Origin of the sequence: Flavimaricola marinus (assembly GCF_900184895.1) — a bacterium.
GTDB lineage: Bacteria > Pseudomonadota > Alphaproteobacteria > Rhodobacterales > Rhodobacteraceae > Flavimaricola > Flavimaricola marinus.
Map to the genome: position 1 here is coordinate 59,481 of NZ_FXZK01000004.1, position 19,349 is coordinate 78,829.

17 protein-coding genes are annotated in these 19,349 nt (G+C 65.1%); 10 read left to right on the top strand and 7 right to left on the bottom strand.

All coding sequences use genetic code 11. The features are described 5' to 3' along the window. Nucleotides 1–2: 2 nt before the first annotated feature. From LOM8899_RS11340 to LOM8899_RS11355, 4 genes are read left to right on the top strand one after another with little or no spacing between them, the layout of a single operon-like run. Nucleotides 3–1,082, top strand: coding sequence for an ABC transporter ATP-binding protein (locus LOM8899_RS11340; protein WP_093992347.1), 1,080 nt, complete (start codon nucleotides 3–5; stop codon nucleotides 1,080–1,082). Then, a complete protein-coding gene (locus tag LOM8899_RS11345) occupies nucleotides 1,079–3,475 on the top strand; it encodes a glycosyl hydrolase 2 galactose-binding domain-containing protein (protein WP_245820511.1) in 2,397 nt (798 codons plus the stop codon). Before LOM8899_RS11340 ends, LOM8899_RS11345 begins: the two co-directional genes overlap by 4 nt. A 19-nt stretch (nucleotides 3,476–3,494) precedes the next feature. After that, on the top strand, nucleotides 3,495–4,241 hold the full coding sequence (locus tag LOM8899_RS11350) for a sugar phosphate isomerase/epimerase family protein (RefSeq protein ID WP_093992348.1): 747 nt from the start codon (nucleotides 3,495–3,497) through the stop codon (nucleotides 4,239–4,241). A gap of 14 nt (nucleotides 4,242–4,255) precedes the next feature. Beyond that, the gene (locus LOM8899_RS11355) at nucleotides 4,256–5,389 is read left to right on the top strand and encodes a Gfo/Idh/MocA family protein (protein WP_093992349.1); all 1,134 of its coding nucleotides are present in this window, start codon (nucleotides 4,256–4,258) and stop codon (nucleotides 5,387–5,389) included. 83 nt (nucleotides 5,390–5,472) lie between these two features. On the opposite strand, the gene LOM8899_RS11360 is transcribed toward LOM8899_RS11355, so the two are convergent. The 3 genes from LOM8899_RS11360 to LOM8899_RS11370 form a co-directional block, all read right to left on the bottom strand. Beyond that, the gene (locus LOM8899_RS11360; protein ID WP_093992350.1) at nucleotides 5,473–6,261 is read right to left on the bottom strand and encodes a hypothetical protein; all 789 of its coding nucleotides are present in this window, start codon (nucleotides 6,259–6,261) and stop codon (nucleotides 5,473–5,475) included. A 13-nt stretch (nucleotides 6,262–6,274) separates the two neighbouring features. Next, nucleotides 6,275–7,453 (bottom strand): dual-specificity RNA methyltransferase RlmN, encoded by a 1,179-nt coding sequence (gene rlmN, locus LOM8899_RS11365; RefSeq protein WP_093992351.1) that lies wholly within the window; start codon nucleotides 7,451–7,453, stop codon nucleotides 6,275–6,277. Between the two features lie 118 nt (nucleotides 7,454–7,571). Continuing rightward, nucleotides 7,572–8,096: an invasion associated locus B family protein gene (locus LOM8899_RS11370; protein WP_093992352.1), complete on the bottom strand. Its 525-nt coding sequence runs from the start codon at nucleotides 8,094–8,096 to the stop codon at nucleotides 7,572–7,574. Nucleotides 8,097–8,292: 196 nt separating this feature from the next. On the opposite strand from LOM8899_RS11370, the gene LOM8899_RS11375 reads away from it, so the two are divergent. Then, on the top strand, nucleotides 8,293–9,285 hold the full coding sequence (locus LOM8899_RS11375; protein WP_093992353.1) for an asparaginase: 993 nt from the start codon (nucleotides 8,293–8,295) through the stop codon (nucleotides 9,283–9,285). Between the two features lie 23 nt (nucleotides 9,286–9,308). On the opposite strand, the gene serB is transcribed toward LOM8899_RS11375, so the two are convergent. Further along, nucleotides 9,309–10,187 (bottom strand): phosphoserine phosphatase SerB, encoded by an 879-nt coding sequence (gene serB / locus LOM8899_RS11380; RefSeq protein WP_093992657.1) that lies wholly within the window; start codon nucleotides 10,185–10,187, stop codon nucleotides 9,309–9,311. Nucleotides 10,188–10,414: 227 nt separating this feature from the next. Here serB and LOM8899_RS11385 point away from each other — a divergent pair, with 227 nt between their 5' ends. The 5 genes from LOM8899_RS11385 to LOM8899_RS11405 are packed head-to-tail and all read left to right on the top strand — an operon-like array spanning nucleotide 10,415 to nucleotide 16,476. Next, nucleotides 10,415–11,752, top strand: coding sequence for an MmgE/PrpD family protein (locus LOM8899_RS11385; RefSeq protein ID WP_093992354.1), 1,338 nt, complete (start codon nucleotides 10,415–10,417; stop codon nucleotides 11,750–11,752). Beyond that, complete coding sequence (locus tag LOM8899_RS11390) at nucleotides 11,752–13,143, top strand: phenylacetate--CoA ligase family protein (protein ID WP_093992355.1); 1,392 nt, start codon at nucleotides 11,752–11,754, stop codon at nucleotides 13,141–13,143. The genes LOM8899_RS11385 and LOM8899_RS11390 overlap by 1 nt, the downstream gene beginning before the upstream one ends. Further along, nucleotides 13,140–14,453 (top strand): amidase, encoded by a 1,314-nt coding sequence (locus tag LOM8899_RS11395; RefSeq protein ID WP_093992356.1) that lies wholly within the window; start codon nucleotides 13,140–13,142, stop codon nucleotides 14,451–14,453. Before LOM8899_RS11390 ends, LOM8899_RS11395 begins: the two co-directional genes overlap by 4 nt. A 38-nt stretch (nucleotides 14,454–14,491) precedes the next feature. Then, nucleotides 14,492–15,709 carry an acetyl-CoA hydrolase/transferase family protein gene (locus LOM8899_RS11400; protein WP_093992357.1) on the top strand — a complete coding sequence of 406 codons (1,218 nt, stop codon included), beginning with the start codon at nucleotides 14,492–14,494 and terminating at the stop codon, nucleotides 15,707–15,709. Then, nucleotides 15,706–16,476, top strand: a complete 771-nt coding sequence (locus LOM8899_RS11405) for a GntR family transcriptional regulator (protein WP_093992358.1) — start codon at nucleotides 15,706–15,708, stop codon at nucleotides 16,474–16,476. Before LOM8899_RS11400 ends, LOM8899_RS11405 begins: the two co-directional genes overlap by 4 nt. A 13-nt stretch (nucleotides 16,477–16,489) precedes the next feature. Here the strand turns inward: LOM8899_RS11405 and LOM8899_RS11410 are convergent, their stop codons facing one another. The 3 genes from LOM8899_RS11410 to LOM8899_RS11420 are packed head-to-tail and all read right to left on the bottom strand — an operon-like array spanning nucleotide 16,490 to nucleotide 19,298. Beyond that, complete coding sequence (locus LOM8899_RS11410; protein ID WP_093992359.1) at nucleotides 16,490–17,788, bottom strand: TRAP transporter large permease; 1,299 nt, start codon at nucleotides 17,786–17,788, stop codon at nucleotides 16,490–16,492. Next, the gene (locus LOM8899_RS11415) at nucleotides 17,785–18,315 is read right to left on the bottom strand and encodes a TRAP transporter small permease subunit (RefSeq protein ID WP_093992360.1); all 531 of its coding nucleotides are present in this window, start codon (nucleotides 18,313–18,315) and stop codon (nucleotides 17,785–17,787) included. The genes LOM8899_RS11410 and LOM8899_RS11415 overlap by 4 nt, the downstream gene beginning before the upstream one ends. Before the next feature lie 2 nt (nucleotides 18,316–18,317). Further along, a complete protein-coding gene (locus LOM8899_RS11420) occupies nucleotides 18,318–19,298 on the bottom strand; it encodes a TRAP transporter substrate-binding protein (RefSeq protein WP_093992361.1) in 981 nt (326 codons plus the stop codon). Nucleotides 19,299–19,349: the final 51 nt, after the last annotated feature.

Below are 19,349 nucleotides of genomic sequence, written 5' to 3' on the forward strand. Positions count from 1 at the left end.
CAATGTCTCATTCCGTACAAATCAAATCGCTCGATCTCCAATTCGGCGCGGTCAAAGTGCTCAAGAACCTCAACCTCGACATCCACGAGGGCGAATTTCTGGTGCTGCTCGGCTCGTCCGGCTGCGGCAAGTCGACCCTGCTCAACTGCATCGCGGGCCTGCTAGAGCCGACAGACGGGCAGATCTGGATCAAGGGCAAGAACGTCACCTGGGCAGAACCGTCCGAGCGGGGGATCGGGATGGTGTTCCAGTCCTACGCGCTCTACCCGCAGATGACCGTGAAAGGGAACCTGTCCTTCGGGCTCAAGAACGCCAAGGTGCCAAAGGCCGAGATCGACAAGCGGGTCGCCCGCGCCGCCGAAGTGCTGCAGATCGAGGCGCTGCTCGACCGCAAGCCGGGCGCTCTGTCCGGCGGGCAGCGGCAGCGGGTCGCCATCGGGCGGGCGCTCGTGCGCGACGTGGACGTGTTCCTCTTCGACGAACCGCTCTCCAACCTCGACGCCAAACTGCGAGCCGACCTCCGGGTCGAACTCAAGCGGCTGCACAACCAGCTCGAGAACACCATGATCTACGTGACCCACGATCAGGTCGAGGCGATGACGCTGGCCGACAGGATCGCGATCATGAAGGGCGGCAACATCATGCAACTCGGCACGCCAGACGAGATCTACAACAGGCCACAGAACATCTATGTTGCCGACTTCATCGGCAGCCCGTCGATGAACTTCATCGAAGGCCAGTATAGCAACGGCGTCTTCTCCAAGGGCGAATTGTCGCTGCCGATGACGGGCTACGAATACGTCGCGCCCAAAACCGCCGACCGCGGTGCCACTATCGGGATCCGGCCCGAGCACGTCATCACAGGCGAGCTCGTCAGCGGCGCTCCGGTCAAGGTCGAGGTCGACGTCGATATCGTCGAACCCATGGGGTCCGACACGCTGGTCTGGGCGCATCTGGCCGGCAAACCCTTCCGGATCCGGATGGACGGCTCTGCAAGAGTCTCCGCCAAGGAACGGCTGACCATCGGGATCGACCCCTCGCGGGCATCCCTCTTTGACACCAAAACCGAGAACCGATTGTGACACTCACTTCATTGCCCCTCACACTTGCGGGGCCGTGGCAGCTCGATGGAGCAGGTGACTTCGCCTGCGCCATGGCGGTGCCCGGCGACGTGATCAGCGCCCTGCATGACGCGGCGCTGATCCCCGATCCCTATTGGGGGCGCAACGAATACGACCTGCGCTGGATCTGCGAACGGGATTGGACGATCAGCCGCGAGTTCGAGCTTGCCGAGAGTGCCGTCGATCTGGTCGCCTCCGGGCTGGACACGCTCTGCACGGTGCGGCTCAACGGGCAGGTGGTGCTGGAAACCGCCAACGCGTTTCGCAGCTACCGGGCAGACCTCTCGGCAGCGGCCAAACCGGGGCGAAACACGATCGAGATCACCTTCCACGCGACGCCGGAGGCCGCGGCAAAGCTGCAGGCGGAACAGCCGTTCCCCGTGCCAAACTCGGCCAATTGCCCGATCCCGAACGGCAACCTGCTGCGCAAACCGGCCTGTGACTATGGCTGGGATTGGAACATCGCGCTCGCCCCTATGGGGGTATTGGGCGATCTGCGGATCGAGGCACAGGGCAGCCCCCGGATCGACACTCTGGCCATCGAGCAAATTCACGGCGACGGCTGGGCGCAGATCAACGTCACCGCAAATCTGACCGGCTGCGACGGTCAGGACGCGACGTTCGACTTTGCCGGGCAGTCCGTCTCGATGCGGGTGCGCGGCGGCAAGGGCTTTGCCAGCCTGACGGTGCAGGACCCGGCGCTCTGGTGGCCGGTCGGACTGGGCGAGCAACCGCTGCACACGCTAACGGTCAGCTGCGGCGGGGCCACCGCGACGCGGCAGATCGGTCTGCGCAAGATGGAACTGGTGACAGAGCCTGACGACATCGGGCTTGGCTTCACCTTCCGGGTCAACGGGTTCGACGTGTTCTGCCGGGGCGCCAACTGGATCCCCGCGGACGCTCTGCCGGGGCGGATCGACAAGGAAAGCACCCGCGATCTGCTGCAATCCGCCGTCGACGCGAACATGAACATGATCCGGATCTGGGGCGGCGGACGCTACGAGCCCGATTGGTTCTACGACATGTGCGACGAAATGGGGCTGCTGATCTGGCAAGACTTCATGTTCGCCTGCAACATCTATCCCTCGACGCCGGACTTCCTGTCTGAAGTGGACGCCGAGGTTCGTGAAAACACCGCCCGGCTGCATCATCACGCCTGTCTGGCGGTCTGGTGCGGCGACAACGAACTGGTCGGGGCGCTGACATGGTATGACGTCACGCGCAACGACCGTGACCGCTACCTCGTGAACTACGACCGACTCAACCGGTGCATCGAAGCGGCACTGCGCGACACTGATCCCACCGCGATCTGGTGGCCGTCCTCGCCCACGCCGGGGCCGATGAGCTTTGGCGACGCATGGCACGACGACGGCTCGGGCGACATGCACTTCTGGTCGGTCTGGCACGAGGGCCGTGATTTCGATCACTACCGGGACGTGGCGCCCCGGTTCTGCTCCGAATTCGGGTTTCAGAGCTATCCGTCGATGAACGTGATCCGGCAATTCGCGGATCCTGCGGATTTCAACATCGCGGCCCCGGTGCTGGAGAGCCACCAAAAGAACGACGGCGGCAATGCCCGTATCGCGGAGACGATGTTCCGCTATTTCCGCTGGCCTGCGAAGTTCGAGGATTTCGTCTACCTCAGCCAAGTGCAGCAGGGCTTGGCCATCCAGACGGCCGTCACCCATTGGCGGGCCTGCAAGCCGCGCTGCATGGGCACGCTGATCTGGCAGCTCAACGACACATGGCCGGTCTGCTCGTGGTCTTCGCTGGACTATGGCGGCGGCTGGAAGCTGATGCACCACATGGCCAAACGGTTCTACGCCCCGGTGATCGTCACCGCGGTGCCGACCGACATCGGGCTGACGCTGCGGGCGGTGAACGACGGGCGAGAGCCGGTCAGCGTCACGGTCTCGGCTCAGGCCGTGAACATGTCGGGTCAGACCCGGCCCTTGGGCGAGGCGACGGTGCAGGTCGGGCAGAGCGCGATTGCCGCGTTGCACATCGGCGCCGACAAGATCGGCGACGACGAAATGCTGGCCTTCTCCTGGACCGATTCCACCGGGCAGGGCGGGCAAGACATCCACGCGCCCCGGCCCTTCAAGACCTACGATCTGCAACCGGCCGGGATCGAAAGCGAGATCACACAAGACGGGGATGACTGGATCCTGACGCTGCAATCCTCCGCGCTGGCGCTGTTCGTCAGTGCAGAGGCCGACGTGGCAGGGCGGTTCAGCGACAACGCCTTCGGGCTCTTGCCGGGGCAACCAAAGGTGCTGCGCTTCACACCGGCCGATCCGCAGGCCCCGCCGACCTTCACGCTGCGCGATCTGCACAGCGCCACCTACAACTGACGTTTCAAAGGACAGACCCATGCCAACGCTTTCCTACCAGCTCTACTGCTCGCGCAACTTCCCCGAGATCGAAGACACCCTCGCGATGCTGGCGCAAACCGGCTTCACCGAATGTGAAGGCTACGGCGGGCTCTATGGCGATCTGGCGCGGCTCAAGAACGCTCTGGACGGAACCAGCATGAAAATGACCTCCGGGCATTTCGGGCTCGACATGGTCGAAAACGACACCGCCAAGGCGCTCGAAGTGGTCAAGACACTTGGGGTCAGCCGGGTCTACGTGCCGCACCTGATGCCGGCCGATCGGCCAACGGACGCCGCAGGCTGGGCGGCATTCGGCAAGCGGCTCGCCGAGGCGGGCAAGCCGTTCAACGACGCCGGCGTGATCTTTGGCTGGCACAACCACGATTTCGAACTGGCCGATCTCGGCGGCGCAGACCGTCCGCTCGACCTGATCGCCCAGGGCGGTGACGACGTGATGCTGGAGCTCGATCTGGCATGGGTCGAAAAGGGCGGCCAAAGCGCGGTCGACTGGATCAAGAAATACGCGGGCAAGATCACCTCGGTGCACGTCAAGGACATCGCGCCCGCAGGCGAATGCACCGACGAAGACGGCTGGGCCGATGTCGGACACGGAACGCTGGATTGGACGGCGATCAACAAGGCGCTCAAGGCCGCGAACGTCACGCACTACGTGGCCGAACACGACAATCCCAGCGATCACGCCCGCTTTGCCGCGCGGTCGCTGGCAACGATGAAAACTTTCTAAGGGGGGCTTCAACAATGGCACAACTCGGCGTCGGCATCATCGGGTGCGGCAATATCTCAACGGCCTATCTGCAACTGGCCCCGATGTTCAAATCGCTGCGGCTGGTCGCAGTGGCCGATATCAACATGGCCACTGCAAATGCACAGGCGGAAAAGTTCGGCGTGCGGGCCGATACGGTGGACGATCTGCTCAAGGCGGGGGATGTGGACGTGATCGTCAACCTGACGATCCCCGCCGTGCACTACGAAGTCACGCGGAAGATCCTCGAGGCCGGCAAACACGCCTATTCGGAAAAGCCGCTGGTGCTGACCCTCGACGAAGGCAAGGACCTGCGCGATCTGGGCGCGGCCAAGGGGCTTCGGATCGGCTCGGCGCCCGATACGTTCCTCGGCGGCGCGCACCAACTGGCGCGGGCAACGATCGAGAACGACAGCGTCGGCAAGATCATCGGCGGCACCTGCCACGTGATGGGACACGGGATGGAGCATTGGCACCCCAATCCCGATTTCTTCTACCAGCCCGGCGCCGGACCGATCCTCGACATCGGGCCGTATTACGTCACCAACCTGATCCAACTGATCGGTCCGGTGAAATCGGTGGCTTCGCTCGCCACGGCCACCTTCCCCGAGCGGACGATTTCGAACGGTCCGCGGAACGGCGAAACCGTGCCGGTGAACACGCCGACCAACATCCACGCCCTGCTCGAATTCGCCAATGGGGCGACCGTTACTCTGGGGGCCAGCTGGGATGTCTGGAAACACCGGCACGCCAACATGGAGCTTTATGGCACCAAAGGCAGCCTCTTCGTGCCCGATCCCAATTTCTTTGGCGGGACCGTCGAGATGTCGGAAAAAGACGGGCCGATCACAGAGGTGGCTCCGGTCGATCATCCCTTCGGCAAGGTCAACCAGACGGACAACAGCGGCAACGGACGGGCCAACTACCGGGCCGCCGGTCTGGCCGACATGGCGACAGCCATCGACGAAGGGCGCGAGCATCGGTGCAGCATCGACCTCGCGGTCCATGCGGTCGACGTGATGACCTCGATCCTGCGGGCCGGGGCCGAGAAGCGGTTTGTCGAGCTCAGCACCACCTGCGCCCAGCCCGCAGCACTCAGCCCGGAGCAGGCGCAGGCGCTGCTGGCCTAACGATCACTGACGGGATTAAGCGCCGCTGCATAAGGGTTCATCCCGATGTGCAGCGGCGCAGCCTTAGCAATGACGGGCGGGGCTCAGGCCTTCGCCGTCGGCTGCTCCTTGGGGGCAATCGCGCGCCATTCGCTGACCGTGCGGCCAAAGGCGTTGCGCAGGTTGGTGTCCTCGAGCGGCTTGCCGCCTTCGGTGGCCGCCTCGACCAGCGGACGCAATTCGCCAATCCGCTGGGCCAGCGCGATCATCCGGGCGTTCTGGTTGGCCTTGCCCTGTGCGGGCACGATCTGGGCATTCTGGGCTTGGGCGAGCTTGGGGTTCTCGGCCAGCATCGCGTCAAACGCGGCCTCGTCGCCCTTGTCCTTGACCTCGGCCACAAAGACCACCTGACCGGGGATAAACAGATAGCCGCTCAGATTGCGGCTCGCCTCTTTCAACTGAACGACGTTGAATTCGGTATGCATCCGGATCGCATAAGAGGAGATAGGGTTCAGCGGGGCAAATTGGTCATAGGGGATCGTGCGCATAGGCACACCCATGATCTTTTGCAGCGCACCCAGAACATCGGCCACCGACTTGCCGCCGACCTGCTCGACAAAGCGTTTCGCCATCAGCTTGGACGGGCCCTGATTGACGGCATACGATCCATCGGCCGTCTTCTTGGGCACGAAAAAGCTCAAGCCATTGGGCAGGGGCAGCGCCTTCTTCTCGGTCACCTGGGTCAGGAGCTTGCCTTCTTGAGCCACGTGATCCCATTCCCAGACGCGGCGCCAGACGCCCTGCATGATGGTGGGGTCGGTCAAAAGAGCATTGCGAAGAGGTCCCGGCACGCCCAGAACGTCAAATTCCAACTTGTTGAGCTTGATCTTCACTGGTGCGTTCCCTTCACAAACCGGCTTCTGCGGCGATTTCGGCCCGGCTCTTGCGGGCGCGCTCTGTGGCGCTCTTGAGCTGGCCGCACGCGGCCATGATGTCCTCACCACGGGGGGTGCGGATCGGGCTGGCGTAACCGGCCTTATAGATGATGTCGGCAAAGGCGCGGATGCGGTTGTTGCTCGACCGCTTGTAAGGGGCGCCGGGCCATTCGTTGAATGGGATCAGGTTGATCTTGGCAGGGATGCCGTCGATCAGCTTGATGAGGCGGCGGGCGTCCTCGTCACTGTCGTTGACCCCGTCGAGCATCACGTATTCAAAGGTGATGCGCTCGGAATTGCTGACCTTGGGATACTCGCGCAGAGCGTCAAGCAGATCGGCGATGGGCCACTTCTTGTTGATCGGCACCAGCTTGTCACGCACCTCGTCGGTGGTGGCGTGAAACGAAATGGCGAGCATACAGCCGATCTCCTCGGCGGTGCGGGCGATTTCAGGAACGATGCCGGACGTGCTCAGGGTGATACGGCGGCGCGACAGGCTCAGGCCCTCGGGGTCCATTGCAATTTTCATCGCATCACGGACGTTCTCGAAATTGTAGAGCGGCTCGCCCATGCCCATCAGAACGATGTTGGACAGCAGGCGGGTCTCGTCCTTCGGCGCACCGGGCACGGGCCACTCGCCCAGATCGTCACGAGCAAGCATCACTTGGCCGATCACCTCGGCAGCGGTGAGGTTGCGGACCAGCTTCTGGGTGCCAGTATGGCAAAACGAACAGGTCAGGGTGCAGCCGACCTGAGACGAAATGCACAAAGTGCCACGATCAGTTTCGGGGATATAGACCACCTCCACCTCGTGACCGCCCGCGATGCGGACGAGGTATTTGCGAGTGCCGTCTCCGCTCACCTGCTTGGTCACCACCTCCGGCAGAGCGACGACAAAGCGCTCGGCCAACATGGCGCGATAATCCTTGGCAAGGTTGGTCATATCCGCGAAATCGCGGACGCCCCAATGATAGATCCATTGCCAAATCTGGCCGACGCGCATCTTGGCCTGCTTTTCCGGCGTGCCCGCCTCGATCAAGGCGGCGCGCATGGCATCACGGGTCATGCCCACCAGATTGGGGGGACCGTCAGGGGCCTTGCGGGGAAAGGTCATCACGTCCTGCGTGATCGGGGCGGTGGCGTCCGTCATGGCAAACCTCTTTGGAACAAGCCGGTGCCATACAGGCAAAAGGACCGATTCCCAAGCGAAACCGATCCCTTCATCTTGGCAAATAAACTCAATCCGACCGGACGGGCCGGAACAATCCTCAGTTACAACGGCGCTGCGCCTCTTCCACCGCGGCGGTAAAGCCGAGCAGCGAGAACGTGTCGCGGGTGGTGGTGCCACGGCCCGACACACCGGTGATGATCGCGGTCGAACCGCGCTTCATCGCGGCCACGATGCGGGCGTCGTCCTCGGGGGTGGCGGGCCAGGCCCATTCGCCCTCGGAAAACAGCTGATACTCGGTGCCGCCAATATCGAGCGTCACGGTCGAGCCACCGGCAAAGGGATAGCCGCCGGTAAAGGTCACCTGACCGTTTACGCCCTGTCCGGGGCGATAGAACACGAACAACAGCGTCTCGCCGCGGTTCACCTGCACAGGCTGCCCGTTACGGGTGTTCAACTGCTCCTTGGGGGCCGACACGCCAAAGCACTCGACGGGGTCGGTTTCCTCAAAGACACTCCAGTCGGTCGACGCGGCGACGCGGTTGGTAGCTTCGTCCTGCGCCGTCACGCCCGTCGCCAAAAGGCTCAATGCGGCGACTGCGCAGATCTGCGAAAGAAATTTCATCGAGAAGACTCCAAACTGTCCTTGCCTCTGATCGTCCCGTCCAGTGTGCGCATTCTTCAGTGGCATCTTTCGGCTGGAAGGCACGGGTTCAACACGATAGCCATTTCCATAACAAGAAACCGGGCCGCTGGGAAACCCCCGAATGGTCACAACTCTGCGCGGATTGCCGCCAAAGCACTCACAAGGGAGAGTTTCCATGTCCTCAGATGTCGAACTTGTCGAAGTCACCCGCGGCGGGCGGGTCGAATGCGTGCATCGGGGGCATGTGGTGGTCTGCGACGCGGCGGGCGACGTGGTCTGGGCGCTGGGCGATCCCTCGGCGGTGATCTACCCCCGGTCCTCGTGCAAGATGGTGCAGGCGCTGCCGCTTCTGGAAAGCGGCGCGGCGGCGGCGATGGGGCTGCGGCAGGACCAACTGGCGCTGACCACGGCCAGCCATATCGCGGCGGATTACCACACCGACAGGGTCAACGCATGGCTCGGCGATCTGGGGCTGACGGACGACGATCTGCGGTGCGGCCCGCAGATGCCCCGCGAAACAGAGGCGCGAGACGCGCTGATCCGCGCCGGCGGGACGCCCTGTCAGGCGCATAACGTCTGCTCGGGCAAACACGCGGGTTTCCTGACGCTGACCAAGCACCTCAAGGCCGGGCCAGAGTATAACGACATCAGCCACCCGCTTCAGGTCGCGATCAAACAGACGTTCGAAGAGGTGACGGGCGAGGACAGCCCCGGCTACGGCATCGACGGCTGCTCCGCGCCCAATCACGCCACCACGGTGCACGGGCTGGCGCGGGCGATGGCCATGTTCGCCAATGCACACAAGCATTCCGACACCCGCAGCACCGCCGCGACCACCTTGGTGCAGGCGATGGCGGCCTTCCCAGAGCTTGTGAACGGACACGGACGCTCCGCCACAGAACTCATGCGGCTGGTGGGCAACGGGGCCGCGCTCAAGGACGGTGCAGACGGGATGTATATCGCGATCCTGCCGCAGCTTGGGTATGGGGTGGCGATCAAGATCACCGACGGGGCTGATCGGGGCGCGGATGCGGCTATCGCGATGGTGCTCGACAAACTCGGGGTGCTGCCCGACAGCCCCGCCGCGCGGGAATGGACGCGGCCACAGATCCGCAACCGCAGAAATATCCACTGCGGCGACATTCGACCTGCTGCGGCGCTCAGCTGAGGGCGCCGAACCCGGCCCCCGGGCTAGGGCGTCACGAACTGCTCGGCGCGATAGCCCTGCACATACAGCAGGGCGGTCAGGTCGCCGTGGTTGACCCGGACACCGCACTTGGCCTGCACGCTCGGCTTGGCATGCAGCGCCACGCCAGTGCCCGCCAGACCCAGCATCCCCAGATCGTTGGCACCGTCACCGACCGCGATCACGTCCGCCGATGACAGGCCGAGGCGGGCGGTGATCTGCTCCAACGCCGAGACCTTGGCCTCACGGCCCAGAATCGGGCGGGTCACATCGCCGGTTAGCTTGCCGTCCTCTACGATCAGGGTGTTGGCGCGATGCTCGTCAAAGCCGAGCTTGGCGGCAATCGCCGTCGTAAAGGCCGTAAAGCCGCCCGATACCAGCGCGGCATAGGCACCGTTTGCCTTCATCGTAGCCAGCAGAACCGGGCCACCGGGCATCAGGGTAATGCGCTCGGCCAGAACGTTGTCGATCACGGCGGCATCCAGCCCGCGCAGCAGGCCCACGCGTTCCAGCAAGGCGCCCTCGAAATCCAGCTCGCCGTTCATCGCGCGGGCGGTGATGTCGGCGACGCGCGGTCCGACACCCGCCGCATCGGCCAGCTCGTCGATGCACTCCTGTTGGATCATCGTGCTGTCCATGTCGGCCAGCAGCATCCGCTTGCGGCGGGCGTCGGTCGGCTGGACGACGAGGTCAAAGCCCTCGGCCTGAAGGCTCTCCCAGACCTCCCACTGATTCTGCTGCAAATCGGGCAGCGGGAATTCAGCCGCCAAACCACCCGCAAGCCATTCCGCATCGCCGCCGCCCCAGGCATTGCGAAGGGCTTCGATCATGGTTTGGCTGAGGTCGGCCCGATCCGGGGCAGCGATCAATGTGGCTGTAAACATGGCAAACAGGCTTCCAACTGTGGCGGTGTGCGCGCAAGCGCGGTCGCCCCGCGGTCTATCGGTATTTGGTCGGTCGTAAAAGGGCCGGACGAAAGAGAGCGCCCCGGCCGGGGTGCCCAAAAAACGGGCGGCAGCCTTGCCGGGCGGCGGCAATCCGGGTTTCCTCTTGTCAAAGGATCAGAACCGTTCAAATATGTCCGGACAAATTATCCGGGACACCGATCCGCATGACCGCGCACCGCGCCACAACAGCCTCACTGACCGGCCAACTGCTGGCCTCTATCGCGTCGGCGCCCACGGCAGACGACAAGGACGCCGCCGTGCTGCATCTGCTGGATTGGCTCGGCTGCGCACTGGCCGGGGCCGTTACCGACACGGGTCAGGCCATGGCGCGAGCAGGCGGGGCAACCGGGCATCCGCTCTCGCCCATGGGGCGGGGCATGGCCGACTACGCCTTTGCCTTGGGCAGCTTTGGCAGCCTGCTGGAGATGGACGACGTGCACCGCACCGCCATCCTGCACCCCGGCCCGGTGATCTGGCCGGCCGTGGTCGCCTGCGCTACGGCCGAGACGGCCGACCGGGCGCCCGAAGCGGCTCTGCGCGGCTATGAGGCGATGGTGCGGTTGGGGAAATCCGTAGGGCAAGGGCATTACGCCCGGTTTCACAACACCTCCACCTGCGGCGGGCTCGGCTCTGCCGTGGCGGCGGCGTGGATGCTGGCGCTGGACACCGAACAGACGCAATGGGCCATGGCGCACGCGCTGTCGACCTCGGGCGGGCTCTGGGAATGTCGCAACGAACCGGGGGCGACCAAGCATCTGCACGTGGCAGAGGCCGCCCGGCGGGGCGTTCAGGCGGCGCTGGCGGCCAAGGCGGGGATCGCCGGGCCGCTGCGGATCCTCGAAGGGGCGCAGGGCTTCTTCGCAGGGCTCGCACCCAACGGCAGCCCCGAGGCATTGCTTCAAAAAGGGCCTTGGGCGCTGCACGACACCTCGTTCAAGCCATGGCCCGCCTGCCGGCACGCCCACGCGGCGATCGACGCGGCGCTGGCCTTCGCCAAGATGAACCTCGGCACGCCAGAGAGTATCGTCATCGAGACCTACGCCGACGCCGTCCTGTTCTGCGACCGACCGACACCCACCGATCCGGGGGCGGCGCGGTTCAGCCTGCAACATGCCGTCGCGGTGGCGCTGGCAGACGGCCCGCCGACGCTTGCAGGGTTTGAAACCCCGGCGCTCGGCCTTCCGAAATACACCGCGATCCGCGAGATTTGCACGGTGGCCGAAGACAGCGCGATGACCGCCGCCTACCCCGCGCATTTCGGCGCCCGGCTTCGGGTCAGGGCCGGCGGCGGCGAAACGGTCGTCCACATCCCCGATGCTTGGGGAGACAGCGAAAATCCGATGTCCGCCGACGCGATCAAAGACAAGTTCCAGATGCTTGCCGCCGCCGCCGGTGTCGACGGAACGACGCTGCAACCCGCGGCTCTCGATCCCGAGACCGGCGCTTTCACGCTGCGGGCCCTGCTCGCAAACCTGCCCACGCCTTTGACCAAGGATAACTGATGTCACAACCGTCATACTTCGATGCCATGAACTACGAGGCGATGATCGCCGACTATGGCCGCCCGGAAACCTTCGTCGACGAAATCGCCAAGATGCCGCGCGACAAATTGCGGGCGCTGCAGAACGATCGGTTTCTCAAGCTGGTGGCGTTCGGCTGGAAAATCCCGTTCTACCAACGGCATTGGGGGGCGGCGGGCGTGACGCCCGACGACATCCGGTCCATCGACGACATCGGCAAGCTGCCGCCCTATTCCAAAGAGGACCTGATGGCCTCCGTCGAGGCGCATCCGCCGATCGGGGATTTCCACGGGCTCGACACCTACGCCCCCGAGGACCGGCCGCCATTGGTGTTCCAGACCACAAGCGGAACGACCGGGCGGCCGCAACCGCTGCTCTTCGGGCCGCGAAGCCGCGAGATCCAGAACCTGCTTCTGGCGCGGTTCTACGCGCTGCAAGGGATCCGGCGCGACGACGTGATGCACTCGGTCTACGGACACGGGATGGTCAACGGCGGGCACTATGTCCGCGAGGCGATCCTGCATTGGACGGGGGCGCAGCTGCTGACCGCCGGCACCGGGATCGAGACGCGCTCGGCCAATCAGGTCAACCTGATGAAGGATTTCGGGGTGACGGCGATCATCGGCTTCGGGGATTACATCACCTATCTCGCCGGGGTCGCCCGCAAGGAAGGGCTGGAGCCGGGGCGGGACATCAACATCCGGGTGATCTCCGGGCACATGGGGGCCGAGGCGCGCGAGGCGATCTCCAAGGCCTGGGGCGGGGCCGAGGTCTACGACTGGTATGGCGTCGGAGATACCGGAGCCATCGCCGGCGAGGGGCCGGACCACGCGGGCATGTATGTGCAGGAAGACGCGCAGTTCCTCGAAATCCTCGACGTCGACACCGGTGCAACGGTCCCCGACGGGGAAAGCGGCGATATGGTCGTGACCTGCCTCTACAAGGACGACGTCTTCCCGATCATCCGGTTCAACACTCACGACGTCTCGGCCTTCCGGACAGACCCGTCGCCCAGCGGATTCACCTTGCGGCGGATCGTCGGCTTTCAGGGGCGCAGCGACAACATGGTCAAACTGCGCGGGATCAACATCTACCCCACCGGGCTGGGGGTGATCCTGACCGAAAGCGACCCGGAGTTGCTCAACGACTACGTCTGTATCGTCACCCGGCAGGACGGACGCGACGAGATGACGGTCCATATCGAAACGATGGGCGACACGAACCGCGACGTGTCCGGCTACAAGGCGCTGCTCAAACAGCGGCTCGGCGTGGAAATCGGCGTCGAACTGGCCGGTCCCGGTGAACTGGCCGAACTGACCCAGATCGAAAAGCGGCAAAAGCCGATCCGGCTCATCACCCGAGTGGTGGAGTGACGGCCCGGCCAGAAACCGCCGCGCTCGACCAGACCGAAGCGGCTCTGACGCGGATCGCCGCCGTCGATGGCGACATCCGAGCCTTCGTCACGGTTCTGGGCGACAGCGCCCGCGCCGAGGCCCGCGCCAGCGACACGCGGCACGCGGCGGGGCAATCGCTCGGGCCGCTCGACGGGATGCCCTTTGCGGTCAAGGACAACATCGCCGTCGCGGGCGTGCCGACCCAAAGCGGCACGTTGGCCTTCGACGCGCCCGCCACAGCCGATGCCACCGTCGTCGCCCGACTGAGGGCCGCCGGAGCGGTGCTGATCGGCACGCTGAACATGCACGAAGGGGCGCTGGGCGCCACGACCGACAACCCGTTCTGGGGGCGCTGCATGAACCCGCTCAGACCCGGCTTCACACCCGGCGGCTCCAGCGGCGGGTCCGCTGCGGCGGTGGCGGCCGGAATGGTGCCGTGGACCTTGGGCACCGACACCATGGGCTCGGTCCGGATCCCGGCGGCCTATTGCGGGCTCTGGGGGCTGAAGCCGACGCGGGGCCGGGTGCCGGTGACGGGGCTGACGCACCTGTCATGGACGCTCGACAGCATCGGGCCGCTTGCCCGCGATCCGGCGACATTGGGCGCAGTGCTCGCCGTGATGAGCGGGCCTGACGCGGCCGACCCGATGAGCGCGGTGTTGCAGGGCGACGGAGCATTGCCCGGCACCTTGGACGGAATGCGCTTCGGCATCCCCGACGCGGCGGCGCTGGCCGACTGCGAGCCGGTGGTGCTCGATGCCTTTGACGATTTCAAAGCCAGCCTCATTGATGCGGGCGCCGTTCTGGTGCCGACCGAGGTGGCCGGTTGGTCGCCGGGGGCATTGCGTCGGGCCGGGCTTCTGGTCTCCGAGGTCGAATGTGCCGAAGCACTCGGCGACGCGCTCGACGGGACGGGGCTGTCGGACGGGTTCCGGGCGATGCTCGACTATGGCAAGCGGGCCAAGCCGGGGCGGATCGCGCGCGCCTACCAGCAGCTCCAGCAGCTCGCCGTTGGCTTCGAGGCGGCGATTCAGGGCCTCGACGGGATCGTGTTGCCCACCGCCCCGCAAAGAGCCTTTGCCCACGGTGATCCCGTCCCTGCAGGGCAGGCAGACTTCACAGCGCTCGCCAACGTCGCCGGCGCACCGGCGCTGACCCTGCCGCTGACCGCGCGCGACGGGGGGCTGCCTTGCGCTGCCCAGATCATCGGCCCGAGGGAGAGCGATCAGCAGCTGGTTGCGATGGGCCAGTTGATGCAGGGCTTGCCGCCGATCTGGCGGCCGGACTAAGGGGCCAACGACCAAGGGGAGGGGACGACATCGCATACATGACGCCGAAAGCCGCCGCCGAGGCCGCGCGAACAGCCGGGCGGATCCTCCTCGGGGGTTGCACCGCCGACCCGGTCGATGTGCTCGACGCGGTCGCCGCCGACCCGGAACTCTGGCAAGGGATCACCCTGACCGGCGCGTTCATCCCCGGGGTCAATGATCGGGATTATTCGGCCCTCGGGCGGAACGGGACGGTCGAGACGATCTTTGTGACATCCGGGTTGCGGGCGGATCGAGCCGCCGGTCGGGTGGCGCATCTGCCGATGCACTACAGCGCCTTTCACAAGCGGCTGGCGCGGCCCGGAGTTGTGGATCTGGTGATCCTAACCGTCCCGCCTCCGCAAGACGGTAGCATCGGGCTGGGGCTCTGCGCCGATTTCGCGCCCGCGGCGATCGCGGCAGGGGCGCGGCTGATCGGTATGGTCAATCCGCAGTTGCCCGATACGCCCGGAGCGCCGCGGATACCTGTCGCGCGGTTCGAGGCCTTGGCGGAAAGCTCGGCTGCGCTGCCCGAACTCAAAAGCACCTCGCCAGACACGATCAACCGGCAAATCGCGCAGCGGATCGCCGGGCTGGTGCCAGAGGGCGGCACGCTTCAACTGGGGCTCGGCACATTGCAGGCGGCAGTGCTCGAGGCCGTGCAGGGGCGGCACGATCTGGGCTTTCACGGCGGGATGATCTCCGACGGCGTGCTCGACGCCGCGGAGGACGGGGGCTTCCGGCGGGGCATCACCACCGGCGTCGCCCTCGGGACGCGGGGGTTCTACGACCGGCTTGGCACGGCGGACGGCATCCGCTTCGGTCCGGTCGACCAGACCCACGCCATCAGCGTGCTCTCCGGAATACCGGGGCTGACCTGCGTCAACTCTGGGTTGGAAGTCGATTTGACCGGACAGGTCAATGTAGAGTACCTCAACGGAAACCAGAGCAGCGGGCAGGGCGGGATGATTGACTTTATCAGGGGGGCGCGAGCATCCGAAGGCGGCGTGGCGATCATGGCGCTGCCATCCACGGCCAAGCGGGGCACGGTCAGCCGGATCGTCCCGCAACTGGCGCAAGGCACCCCGGTCTCGGTGGCCCGCTCCGACATCGACGTTGTGGTCACGGAGCACGGCGTTGCTGACCTGCGTGAGGCTGACATGGACACACGGCGCGCCCGGCTGATCGCGGTGGCGGACCCGGCGTTCCGAGACGATCTGATGCGGGCAGGCCAATGACCCAGACGGGCAAGGCCAACGGCGGCTCCGACGACCGCCCGCAATATGTGCGCATCGGCGATCAACTGCGCGACCGGATCGCGCGGGGGGATTACGCCGTCGGGGCCTTGCTGCCGACCGAAGGCGAGTTGTGCGAAGAGTTCAAGATCAGCCGACACACCGTCCGCGAGGCGCTACGGCTGCTGACCGACGCCGGGCTGATCCAGCGGCGGCAAGGCTCCGGCAGCCGGGTTCTGGCGGCCCAGCCGCACCAGAACTATGTCCACGCCATGCGGTCGCTCGACCAGCTGTTCCTCTACGCCAGCGACACCCGCTTCGTCATCCGCGATATGTCGGTCGCCGTGCCGGAGCCGACGTTGTTTCCCGAAATCGGCGGGGATGGGGCGGAATGGCTGATCGTGCGGGGCCTGCGGCTCGAGCGGGACGAAGACATCCCGATTTGCGATTCCACCGTCATGGTCAACGCGGCATATGCCGGGATCGCGGATGTGCTGGCCGAAGGGTCCGGCGCGATCTACCGGCTGATCGAGGACCGCTACGGGATCGAGGTGCTGGAGGTGGTGCAGGACATCACCGTGTCCCCGATCACGGCGCAGGCGGCGAAGTCCTTGGGCAAGAAAAAGGACGACGCCGCCGTGCAGGTCCGGCGGCGCTACCTTGGCACCGACGGGTCGGTCATCCTTGCGTCGGTCAATCACCACCCGACGGACCGGTTCTCCTACACGATGCATCTGCGGCGCGAGGGCGCAAAGCGAAGCTGGGTCTGACCGCCGGGGCGCGTCACCGGCTGCGCATCTGATCCGGCAACCACGTCACCAAATCCGGCCAAATGGTCAGGACGATGACGACACAGACCATCAACAGGCAGAACGGCATCGCCGCGCGGGCGATCCGGCCAATGCCCTCGCCGGTGAGGGTGCGGATCACGAACAGGTTGAACCCGACCGGCGGGGTCACCTGCGCCATCTCGATGGTGATGATCAGGAAAATGCCAAACCAGACCGGGTCGAACCCGGCCGCGATCACCAGGGGCAGGGTCACGGGCAGGGTCATCACGATGGTGGACAACCCGTCCAGAAAACAACCCATCGCCAGATAGAACAGCGTCAGCAACAGGATCAGCGCATAAGGCGACAGTCCGAGCGAATCGATGGCCGCGGCCACCTCTCTGGGGATCGCGAGGCGGGCCATGGCTTTCGACAGAAACAACGCGCCCACGAGGATCAATCCGATCATCGAACAGGTGCGCACCGTGCCGAGCAGTGCGGCGCGAATCATGGCAAAGGACAACTGGCGCTCCCACACGGTCAGCAGAAGGGCGCCCAGCACGCCAATGGCCGCGGCTTCGGTCACGCTGGCAAAGCCGCCGTACATACTGCCCACGACAAAGCCGATGAGCAGGGTCAGCGGCAAGAGCTGGCCCAAGGCGCGGGCCTTGTGGGCCCAAGTGGTCGAGGGTTCGCGCGGCGGCGGCTTGGCCGAGCCAAAGGTGCTCGCCAGCCCGATCCACGTCATGTAGGCGGCGGCAAGGATCAGGCCGGGAACGATGCCCGCGATGAACAGCTCGAGGATCGAGGTCTCGGCCAGCACGCCGTAGACGATCAGCGGGATCGACGGCGGGATCAGAAATCCGATGGTGCCAGAGCCCGCCAGCGACCCGAGGGCAAGCCTGCGATCGTAGCCGCGGGTCTCCAATTCGCGCAGGGTGATCCGGCCGACCGTGGCGGTGGTCGCCGCCGAAGAGCCGGAGACGGCGGCAAACAGGGTGCAGCCCAGCACGTTCACATGTAGCAAGCCGCCGGGCAAACGGCGGACAAACGGGGCAAGTCCGGAAAACAGGTTCTGCGACAGACGGGTGTGAAACAGGATCTCGCCCATCAGGATAAACAGCGGCAGGGTCACCAGCTCCTGCGCGGTGGCGGTGCCCCAGATGTCTCCGGCCAGAAAGCTGTCGATGCGCATGGAGCGAAACAGCTCCAGCGCCAGAATGCCCAAGGCCATGAGGGCAAAGCCGACCCAAAGGCCGCCACCCAGAAACAGGGCGAGAAACGACCCGATAAACGTCAGCGCTCCGCTCATTCAATGGCTCCTGCGACGGGTAGTTCGGGGTCTTCGCCGGTCAGCAAACGGGTGATGCGGGCAAACAGGGCGAGGGCGAGCAGCACGAAAGAGGCGGCCAAAAGGCCCTGCGGCAAGGCGAGCGGGGTCTGCGACAGATAGGTGCTCACCGATCCCAACTCGGCACTGCGCAGGGCATAGCGGATCAGGGCATAGCTGGCATAGCACGTGACGATCAGCGCGCCGAAACTGGCCAGAACATCCAACGCCCACGCCCCGCGGGGGGGAAGGGACTGGGTGACGAGCGTGACGCGGATGTGGGCCCCTTGGCGCAAGGCCCAGCCAGAGCCGGCAAAGAACACCGCCAAAAGGCTATAGCCGGAAAACTCGACCGCCCAAGGCTGCGACCAGCCAAAGAACGACGTGGCGATCACCTCGGTGACGAGCATGACCGCCATGATGGCGCAAGCGATGGCCGCCACGACGGCCCCTGCCACGCAGACCAAATCAATGGCCCGCAGGACCGGGCGTAGAATGGCGGCCACCATGATCAGTTCGCAGCGCCGGCGCGGAACTGGGCGATGATGTCACCGGCCTCGGGATTGGCGGCGATGAAATCGTCGGCCATGTCCTTGGTCGCGTCGCGCATCATCGTGGCAAGCTCTTCGGACGGGGCCTGAACGGTCATGCCATTCGCCATGAGCTCTTCCATCCGTGTGGCGTGCTCCGCCTCGGAAATGGCCCAGAAGCCCGGCTCCATCTCGGCGGCGAGATCGAGAATGATCTGCTGATTTTCCTCGGAAATCTCGCCCCAGACATCAAGGTTCACCGTCATGGCGTTCGAAGCCCAAAGGTGGTTGGTGTTGTAAGTGTGGTTGAGGAATTCCCAGTATTTCTGGGCCGCCGCGGTCGAACCGGAGGTCATCACCGCATCCAGACGGCCGGTGGCGAGGGCCGGGATGATGTCAGGGTTGTTCATCTGCTGCGCGGTCATGCCAAGGTTGGTGATCATGGTCGAGGTGTTCGCATCATAGACGCGCATCCTGACGCCTTCCATATCGGCAGCGGTCTCGAGCGGCTCTTTGGTAAAGAAATTCTGGCTTGGCCACGGCACGATATACAGGGCCATCTGGTTGCGATCCATCAGGGCCTCTTCCCAGACGGGTCGGACGAGGTCGTGCATCCGGCGGAGCTCGGAATAGTCGGAAATCAGGAACGGGATCGACTCGATGCCGAGGATCGGCAGATCGCCGACGTTCTGGAACAGGGCGTATTCGGCCATCGGAACAGCGCCGTCCTCGACCGCACGCAGGGATTCGTTGGCGCGCACGCCCAGCGATCCGCCGGGATGAATGATCATCTCGACCTCGCCGCCGGTGGCCTCGGTCACGGCACTGGCAAAGTTCTCGGCGTTGACGGTGTGAAACTCGGCCGGGCCCCACGGGATCGAGATATCCCACACGGTCTGGGCGATGGCGGATGTCGACACAAGCGCCAGCGCACTGGCGGTCAGAAGCGGTTTCAGAAACATCTTTCTCTCCGGTTTATCTCGCCCGGGCCTGTGGCCGGGGTCAGGTGGAGC